This window comes from Virgibacillus sp. M23 (assembly GCF_034190895.1).
GTDB lineage: Bacteria > Bacillota > Bacilli > Bacillales > Amphibacillaceae > Virgibacillus > Virgibacillus salarius.
Map to the genome: position 1 here is coordinate 1 of NZ_JAWDHA010000263.1, position 447 is coordinate 447.

The window sequence follows — 447 nt, forward strand, 5'->3', positions numbered from 1 at the left end:
TCTCCACAGCCACTCAAACGGCCCCATCCGAAAGACACGAAGCCACAGGTGGCTGAAGACCATTTGAACGGCACAAACAGCAATCGTAATGAGCACACCGGCAGCAGGGTACACTTTTCCATATAGCCCCAAACCATAATGATAGAAAATCCAAGTACATACAATAGACTGCATCAGATAATTGGTAAATGCCATCCTCCCGACAGCGGAGACTGTTTGCAGCACTGTTCTCACGCTTGTTTTACGATAAAGATAGACAACCGTTATGACATAGAAAAACATGAGAAACGGCGCGCCAATCAGCAGAAATAGTTCCTTTTCCATTACACTGTACAGCACTTGGGCACCGATGCCGATGATAAACCCGGCGATCCATAATCTTTTTAATCCTTTCCGATGCTTTTCCGGTTCGTGCCAATACCGTGACTTTGCCGCCGCAGCTCCCAG

At 47.4% G+C, this 447-nt stretch carries 1 protein-coding gene; it reads right to left on the reverse strand.

Features of this window, described 5'->3' with window-relative positions:
- A partial coding sequence (locus RVS70_RS22440; RefSeq protein WP_321134933.1) for a DUF418 domain-containing protein occupies positions 1–447 on the reverse strand: 447 nt, incomplete at both ends.